Origin of the sequence: Micromonospora sp. NPDC048839 (assembly GCF_040649915.1) — a bacterium.
GTDB lineage: Bacteria > Actinomycetota > Actinomycetes > Mycobacteriales > Micromonosporaceae > Micromonospora.
In genome coordinates this window covers 1-8146 of record NZ_JBEZGL010000042.1, presented here as the reverse complement: position 1 = coordinate 8146, position 8146 = coordinate 1, and the positions used below count along the sequence as shown (strand labels likewise).

The 8146-nt window shown below is 68.0% G+C and carries 5 protein-coding genes and 1 pseudogene; 5 read left to right on the top strand and 1 reads right to left on the bottom strand.

What is annotated here, in order from left to right:
* Positions 1-566 (bottom strand): annotated as a pseudogene (locus tag AB0C25_RS36370) (NAD-dependent epimerase); the annotation flags it as partial.
* Positions 567-758: 192 nt separating this feature from the next.
* On the opposite strand from AB0C25_RS36370, the gene AB0C25_RS36365 reads away from it, so the two are divergent.
* The 5 genes from AB0C25_RS36365 (at position 759) to AB0C25_RS36345 (ending at position 8034) form a co-directional block, all read left to right on the top strand.
* Positions 759-956: a D-arabinono-1,4-lactone oxidase gene (locus AB0C25_RS36365; protein WP_357379609.1), complete on the top strand. Its 198-nt coding sequence runs from the start codon at positions 759-761 to the stop codon at positions 954-956.
* On the top strand, positions 953-3118 hold the full coding sequence (ligA, locus tag AB0C25_RS36360; protein ID WP_357379607.1) for an NAD-dependent DNA ligase LigA: 2166 nt from the start codon (positions 953-955) through the stop codon (positions 3116-3118). Before AB0C25_RS36365 ends, ligA begins: the two co-directional genes overlap by 4 nt.
* A gap of 624 nt (positions 3119-3742) precedes the next feature.
* Positions 3743-5122 carry a helix-turn-helix transcriptional regulator gene (locus tag AB0C25_RS36355; protein ID WP_357310794.1) on the top strand — a complete coding sequence of 460 codons (1380 nt, stop codon included), beginning with the start codon at positions 3743-3745 and terminating at the stop codon, positions 5120-5122.
* On the top strand, positions 5119-6018 hold the full coding sequence (locus tag AB0C25_RS36350) for a PfkB family carbohydrate kinase (RefSeq protein ID WP_357310796.1): 900 nt from the start codon (positions 5119-5121) through the stop codon (positions 6016-6018). The genes AB0C25_RS36355 and AB0C25_RS36350 overlap by 4 nt, the downstream gene beginning before the upstream one ends.
* 891 nt (positions 6019-6909) lie before the next feature.
* On the top strand, positions 6910-8034 hold the full coding sequence (locus tag AB0C25_RS36345) for a hypothetical protein (protein ID WP_357310798.1): 1125 nt from the start codon (positions 6910-6912) through the stop codon (positions 8032-8034).
* Positions 8035-8146: the final 112 nt, after the last annotated feature.

Here is an 8146-nt window from a genome sequence, read left to right as displayed (position 1 = left end):
ACCAGAAGGCGGCCCCCGCGGGCCGCCCGGCCAAGCCACCACGTCAGGCGGCCGACATATTCACGGGGCCCGAGGATGACGCCTGGACGCAGAACTGTGGAGTGCTCCGTGCCGATAACCGAGACCACGGCTCGCTCACATCCAGCCTTCAGAGCCCCGTACTGCCCCGCGTAGCCCAACTCCACGCCGAACGACGCGTTCGCGTCTGGTGGGCAGGCGAAGAGCGTCGAAGTGTCGTCCAGCGCTTCGTTCGGCCACCCGGTGTAAACGTTTACGGAGGACAGGAACACGTAATGGCCGACCACCGATTCCAACGCGGTCGCGGCATTCAGAACCTGCTTCGGTACAAACCCAATCGTATCGATCACCGCGTCCCACGGACCGTGCCCCGCAAGGCGCCGTAGATCCTCCACCCGCTCCCGGTCACCGCGCACAGCCTCGACCCCGACAAGATCGGGTGCTGAGGCACCCCGGTTGAAGGTGGTCACAGACCAGCCCGCATCGAGAGCGAGCTCGCCGATCGCTCGACCGAGATACCAAGTTCCGCCAAGGATGAGCAACCGCATCGCCCCATCATCGCCGACGACCGCTCGGATATCGACAGCGCCCGCAGCCCCGGGGTACACCTTGATCAGCGCCGGGTTCGCGCCCTCACCCCCATCGACAGACGCACAAGCGGCAATACCCCGTCATCCTGCATACCACCGGCCCAGCCCACGGCCACCTGAGTCCCACGCAGGCAGCCCTCCCTCGATGACATCCAGCGCCTGCTCTACGGCCTGGGCGGTAGGCCGCACTGGGGCAAATACTTCACTCCGGAGCTGCTGCCCGCCTCCAACACCGACGGCTTCCACCGGTTCCGGCAGGCTCTCCGCACGTTCGACCCACACCGACGCTTCGAGAACGACACCTTCTATCGCATGCTCGGGCTCGCCCCGACGCGACGCCAGGGATGAATCCCACCAGCGCTACCGACTGGCTGTCAGGGGCAGTCAGCAGAATGGGCAGCATGACCCCACCTTCCGCAGCGGCGCCCGCTGTCGACCTCGCTGACGAGGCCGCCTACCTTGAAGCCGTCGCGCAGGCGCGGAAGGCCGCCGATGCCTACTACGGCTCCGGCGAATCAGACTTGGACGACGAGACCTACGATCGGCTGCTGCGCGGCATCACCGCGTGGGAGGACGCGCACCCCGGACAGATCGCGGTCGACTCCCCGTCCCAGCAGGTCTCGGCAGGCGTGACAACCGGCGACGTCGCGCACCCCGTTCCGATGCTCAGCCTGGGCAACGTCTTCTCCGACGAGGAACTGACGGCGTGGGCCGTCTCGCTGGAGCGGCGGCTGGGCGGAGCCGCAGTGACAGGCTGGGCGGTAGAACCCAAGCTCGACGGTGTGGCCCTGGCAGCCCGCTACCGGGAGGGCCGGCTGGTTCAACTCGTCACCCGCGGCGACGGGTCGACCGGGGAGGACGTGTCCCACGCGATGGGGGACATCATCGGCCTGCCCATGACCCTGACCGAACCGGTCACGGTCGAGGTGCGGGGCGAAGTCCTCATGACCGAGGACCAGTTCGCCGCTGCGAACGAGCTGCGGATCGCCTACGGCGCCACGGCCTTCGCCAACCGCCGCAACGCCTCCTCGGGCTCACTGCGCGCCAAGGACCGTGCCTACCGGATCGGGCAGACCTTCCTGGCCTACGCCGCGCTGACCCACCCCGAGCACACCGACGATCCCGGCCTCGCCGCGCTCACCCACACCCAGCTCATCGCCCGCCTCGCCGATCTCGGGCTGGGGACGATGACCGACACCCCGCTCGCCACCCGCACCTACGCAACCCTTGACCAGGTGGTGAACCGGGTGCACGAGATCGGCGCCCTGCGTGCGGGACTCGACATCGAACTCGACGGTGCCGTGATCAAGGCCGACAGCCCCGCGGACCAGATCCGGGCCGGGATGGGCTCTCGCACCCCGCACTGGGCCACCGCCTTCAAGTTCCCGGCCGCCCAGAAGATCACCGTGCTGCGCGCCGTGGAGTGGAGCGTGGGCCGCACCGGTGTGATCGCCCCACGGGCCGTCCTCGACCCCGTGGACGTCGCCGGCACCACCATCACCTACGCCACGCTGCACAACCCGGCCGACATCACCCGCCGCGGCCTGATGCTCGGAGACCACGTCATCGTCTACCGAGCCGGCGAAGTCATCCCCCGCGTCGAAGGCGCGGTCGCCGGCCTCCGCACCGGCACCGAGCAGCCCATCGACTTCCCCGAACTCTGCCCGCGCTGCGGCTCCGGCATCGACCGCAGCCAGGAGCGCTGGCGCTGCGCACGGGGACGCTCCTGCGGCCAGAAAGAGGCGATCCGGTACGCCGTCGCCCGCGACGCGCTCGACATCGACGGCCTCGGCGAGAAAATCATCGTGCAACTCGTCGACAAGGGGCTGATTGAGGACTTCGCCGACCTGTTCAGCGTCACCCGCGATCAGCTGCTCACCCTGGACCGCATGGGGGTCAAGAGCGCCGACAACCTCCTGGCCGCGATCGAGACGGCCAAGACCAAGCCCCTCAATCGCGTCTTCTGCGCCCTGGGCGTCCTGGGCACCGGCCGTTCCATGTCGCTGCGCATCGCCGCGCACTTCGGCTCCATGCAGGCCATCCGAGACGCCGACGCCGTCGCTCTCGAGCAGGTCAACGGCATCGGCAATGAGAAGGCCCCAGTGATCGTCGAGGAACTGGCCGACCTCGCCCCGGTCATCGACAAGCTCGTCGCCGCAGGTGTGAATATGAACCAGCCCGGCTTCGTTCTCTCTGCGCCCACAGATGCTGAAGGCGATGCCGAGACGTCCGCCCAGGAGGCGAAGAGCGAGCTGCCCTTGGCGGGGCTGACCGTGGTGGTAACCGGTGCGATGACCGGCCCTCTCTCGGACCTATCCCGAACCGAGATGACCGAACTGATCGCCAAGGCAGGGGGACGCGCATCCTCAAGCGTCTCTGCCCGCACCCACCTCGTCGTCGCTGGAGAGAAGGCCGGAAGCAAGCTCGACAAGGCTCGGACGCTGGGCATCGAGATCATCACACCCGAGGAACTCGCCCAGCGCCTGGCACCTGACATGAGAAGGGGTTAATGACCAGCCCGAGTCGACCGGCGACGTTGTTGCCGTTCTGGTTGCACTCACCTCCGTCCGGCACCGTGCACGGCCAGCTGACGACTCACTCCACCGCAGGGTGAACCTCCTGCCAGGAAAACCGTGGTCGAATGCCGGGGGCGGCTCCGCATCGAGATCAAACTCCCCCAAGGTGTTCCTCGACCACCTCCACCGAGGCGTGAATTGCGTCCTGTTCTCCACCTTCTCCGACGACCCGATCTTCGACGTGATCGCACACGGACACGCGGCAACGATGACCCAGTGGATTAGCGTCTCCGTCCCACCACAGCGCACCACCGCCATGCCCGCCAGGGCCATCGGTCCTCACGGCGCCTGCCTTACACCAGTACCCGCACCGATGGCAGAATCGACCCCGCAGGCGTCGCCTCGACCGCAACCGGCCAGAGCTGTGAATCGCCCTGCACGCCACCCGGCTGCGGCGGGTTTCTGACCGCGGCGGAATCATTTGCCACCGAGGCGTGTGGAGGACCGAAGCAGCGACGCTCGCACGGTAGGGTAACCATCTACATCGACGACTGCCTTTGGCCGGCGCTCGGTCATCTCGCTACGCCGGCCGGGGCGCGATGGCCCCAGGGGGCAACGGTGGCAGACCCGCACAAGGTGAGCGAGGCGTGGCGCGCGCTCGGCCAGCAGTTGGCCGTGTACCGCAAAGCTGCCGGCTACACCCAGCACTCGCTGGCGCCCATAGTCTTCACCGGCCGCAGCACGATCGCGAACACCGAAGTCGGGCGCCAGCACCCAGAGCGAGCCTTCTGGATGCGCTGTGACGAGGTCCTCGACACCGACGGCGCCCTCACCGCCGGGTATGACCAAGTCATCGCCGTCCGGCAGAAGTACAGGCGGGCCAGGGGAACGGCAGCATTCACCACCGCCCTGACCGCAACCGGCACCGCCCTGATGACCGACGCAGGCGGCCAGCTCGCCGGGGAGACCGATATCGTGACGGCTGTGGTAAACGGGCGAGGCCAGCAGGTTCAGGTCAGCCGCCGGGCGCTCCTACAAGCGGTCCCCGGCGGTGTGGTGGCATCCCTGGCGGGTGCGGAGCCGCTGGCGGCGGCGTCACGGGCGGCACAGGTTGATCCGGCCGTCGTCGAGCACTTCGCGGTGCTGCGGTCAGTGCTCGTGGAGTCCGACAACCGGGTCGGCGCCGCGACGATCCTCCCCACTGCCCGCCAGCAGCTGGGCCACATAGCCGACTACCGCCGAGCCGCCCGAGGCAGCCTGCGCGACGCGCTGTTGAGTACCGAGGCCCGGTGGGCAGAATTCGCCGGCTGGCTCAGCGACGATTTGGGCGACCGCGACGCCGGCGCCTGGTGGCTCGCCCAAGCATTGACCATGGCCCAAGAAGCCGGCGACATGGAGTTCACCGCCTACGTTTTCGCCCGCATGGCGCAGCGAGCCGCCGACGCCGCTGATCAGGACCGCGTATCCGGGCTCGCCCGTGCCGCCGAGCGCACTGGCAGCACCCAGGAGCAGGTGCGCGCGTTCGCGGCGGTGCAACGCGCCCACGGGCACACCATCGAAGGTGACGCCGACTCGTTCCGGGCCGCCATCGACGAAGCCCACCATCTCGCTGCCGCCACCGGAACAGACGGCGGTGGGCTGGGTGCGTTCTGCACCACGGCATACATCAGCGCGCAAGAGGGCGAGGGCTGGCTTCGGCTCGGCCGACCTGGCGCCGCCGTCCGGTGCTTCGGTGAGGCCCTCGACGCGTGGCCGGAGTCGTACCGACGCGAACGGGGCCGCTATCTGGCACGCACGGCCGCCGCCCACGCCGCCGCCGATGAACCCGAGCTGGCCGCTGCCGCCGCCCTCGCCGCGCTCAACCTGGCCAACCTCACCCGCTCGGCACGAATCCAACGCGAGGTCGCAATCGCAGGCCGCCAGCTCACGGCGTTTCCCACCCAGCCCGGAGTGCAGCAATTGCATGCCGCCCTGGCCGCTTCCGCAGCGACATTGTGACCGACAGCAGCGGTTCGGGCGACAGCGTCGATGTCGCCTTCGTCGGCCGGGCCAACATCGACCTGACCATCCACGTCCCCCACCGTGCCCGACCTGGCCGCACCGCCATCGGCTCGCCCCTGACCGCCAACGCCGGCGGAAAGAGCCTCAACCAGGCCATCGCCGCCGCCCGCCATGGCGGGCGCGCCACCCTGATCGCCAACGTCGGCACCGACGCCTGGGGCCACCAGATCACCACAGCACTGACCGATGCAGGCGCCGACACCCGCCACGTCCAACTCGTCCCTGACGCCACCACCGCAGCGGCCATCATCGAGGTCACCCCAGACGGCGAAAGCTACATCACCCTCGCACTCTCACCCGCCACCGAACTCACCACCGGAGACATCCACCGCGCCGCTGCCGGCCTCGGCGCGGAAGCCGTCATCGTGCAGCTCGACCTACCACCCGAACCCGTGACCGCACTGCTGAGCCACCGCCGCGCGCCGATCATCATCGGCAACCTCGTCCCTCACCCTGATCTCGACCCCACCACGCTGGCGGAACTCGATGTCCTCGTCGTCAACCAGCACGAAGCTGCCGCCATCCTGCGCACCACCGCCGGCAATCCGCTCGACGCCGCCGTCGCGCTGCAGCGCCTCGGCCCTCGTACCGTCGTCGTCACCGCAGGCCCCAACGGCGCCGCCTTCACCCACCCCCACGGATGCGCCACCGTGCCCGCACCCGCCGTCCCGGTCATTGACACCACCGGAGCCGGCGACGCCTTCCTCGGCTGCCTCGCCCTCGACCTCGCCCGCCACACCCCGCTACACGACGCCATCACCACCGCCGTCCACGCGGGCTCCCACATCGTCGGGCACAGTGGCGCTCACACGCCGACACATCGGATCCTCTGACGGAGCACCCGTTTAAGGGCGACTGCCAGCACAACCCGTCCTACGCTTTATCGGTGCAGCTCCTGCCGAGCCGACATAGCAAAGCCTGGCAAGTCGACCCGGCTAGTATCCCCGCCGGCCAACGCCGTGCGCTCAGCCTCCGTGAGGAGGATGCCTATCGCCATCCGACGCTCCGGAGGCAGGCAGTCCATGGCCACGCGCCTTGCCATACCGTGCATGATCGACCTCGTCATCGGCAGGTCGGGATTGTCCGTGCGGCCGACACGGTGGTGCTGGATGGTCAGCTGGCGGTGGCCCAATTGGCCTCGAAGGTGTTGGCACGGCCCGCAACGTGATCTCGGCGGTCGGCCAGAGGCCCGGAGTTCGTCCCTTCTTGTCGGCAGTGAGGGACAACCCTTCTGCCAGCGGCTCCAGGAACAGGCGCCGCCGGTCGATCGCCCGGCTACTGGATCGCCGGAAAGCCGGCCCACATCGAGCACCTTTCCGCGCCTGCATCGACTGCACTTCACGTACTGAAGCCACCACGCTGGCCGGGCTGTCAACGCCGGCTGCAATTGGATCTGGCTCACTTTCCGTAATCGGGACTGACCCGGCTCGGGGGTGCAAGGTTCACTATGTAGGGCGCGTCGGGCGGAGGGGGTTAAGGGCTGGCCGACCGCCTCGGCTTGGTGACCAGCCGCAGCAGCGTCCTGAGGCTGGTCCCACTGGCAGCAGGGCGACGTGGTCGTCTGGGACAACCACGCTGCCCCTCATAGCGCCTCTCCCTGCGCCAGCTACCGCTACCGCTGCCTGCTGTACCGCACCGCTGCCCGGTAGCCGGAACATTGCAGGGATCGCACGGAGGGGCGATTCCCGCACCGTCAAGCGGATGATCGCGGCTAGGGTTCCGGCATGGGCGAAAAGGTACTCGTCAAGGACCGCGCGTTGAACGCGGAGCGGATTGATCGGATCGGCCGAGAGGTGAAGCGGGTCCTGCCCACGTTCGCCGCAGAGAATTTCGTCGCCGACGTAATGGCCGACCTGCCCCGGTTGGAGCTAAAGGCACGCATAGCCCGCACCGCGAAGGGCTTGCACGATCACCTGCCGGTCACCGGCACCGCGGCGCTAGACGTGCTGCTGCGCTCTCTGCCACCCACGCCGCAAGCCGCCGGCATCACCAACGACTTCGGCCTCCATCTGTACTCACCACACTCCGACTACGTCGCGCGCTACTGCCGCACCGGCAAAGAGCTTGACCAGGCTCTCAACGCGCTGCGCCGCTTCACCTGCTACTTCTCCGCCGAAGACGCGGTTCGGTACTTCCTCAACGACTTCCCTGAGCAAACAATGAACGCCGTACATGCCTGGGCGCGGGACGACGACTACCGGGTACGGCGCCTGGCGAGCGAGTCGACGCGTCCCATGCTTCCCTGGTCACCACGCCTCAGACTGCCCCCAGAGGCTGGGCTGCCGGTCCTCGCCCAGCTGCACTTCGACAAGAGCCGGTACGTGACGCGGTCAGTCGCCAACCATCTACGCGACATCGCCGCCACCGACGGCGATCTCGTCATCGCCACCCTGACCCGCTGGAAGACCGACAGGCGCACCAGGGAGAAGGAGTTCGACTTCGTCGCACGTGAGGCCCTGAAAGCCGCGCTTAAAAGGGGTTGGTCGCCCGCGTACGAGTTTCTCGGCTACCCGAGCGACGTACGCGTCGACATCTCGGCCGTCCACATCCAGCGCACCGCCCTTCGAGCAGGGGAGACCTTGGCTTTCAGCGCAGATCTGTTAGCCGAAGCAACAGTGCCTCTTCACGTGTCGTACGCAATTTGCTCGACCGCGCAGCGGGGGAAACGCCGCGAGAAGGTCTACTTCCTCAGTAGGGTGACTGCCAAACCAGGTCAGCCTGTCACCCTGTCCAAGGAGCATCCTCTGCGCTCGACCGGTACGGCGGCGGTCGTGCCCGGGGCGTTCACACTGCAGATCCAGGTAAATGGACAGCGATTCCCTGTGGGACAGTTCCAGGTTGCCCAATAGGTCACCGGCCACGCAGTACCCGCAATCGCGGCGGCGGTCACCGCGCTCAACCTTGCAGGAGGCCAACCCGGCAGCGAGTGGTCCACCGTGCCAGCTGAAGCGCGAGCCGACC

Excerpts from the sequence above, each read along its gene's own strand:
- ligA (WP_357379607.1), top strand. The coding sequence starts at position 953 with ATGAATCCCACCAGCGCTACCGACTGGCTGTCAGGGGCAGTCAGCAGA.
- AB0C25_RS36345 (WP_357310798.1), top strand. The coding sequence starts at position 6,910 with ATGGGCGAAAAGGTACTCGTCAAGGACCGCGCGTTGAACGCGGAGCGG.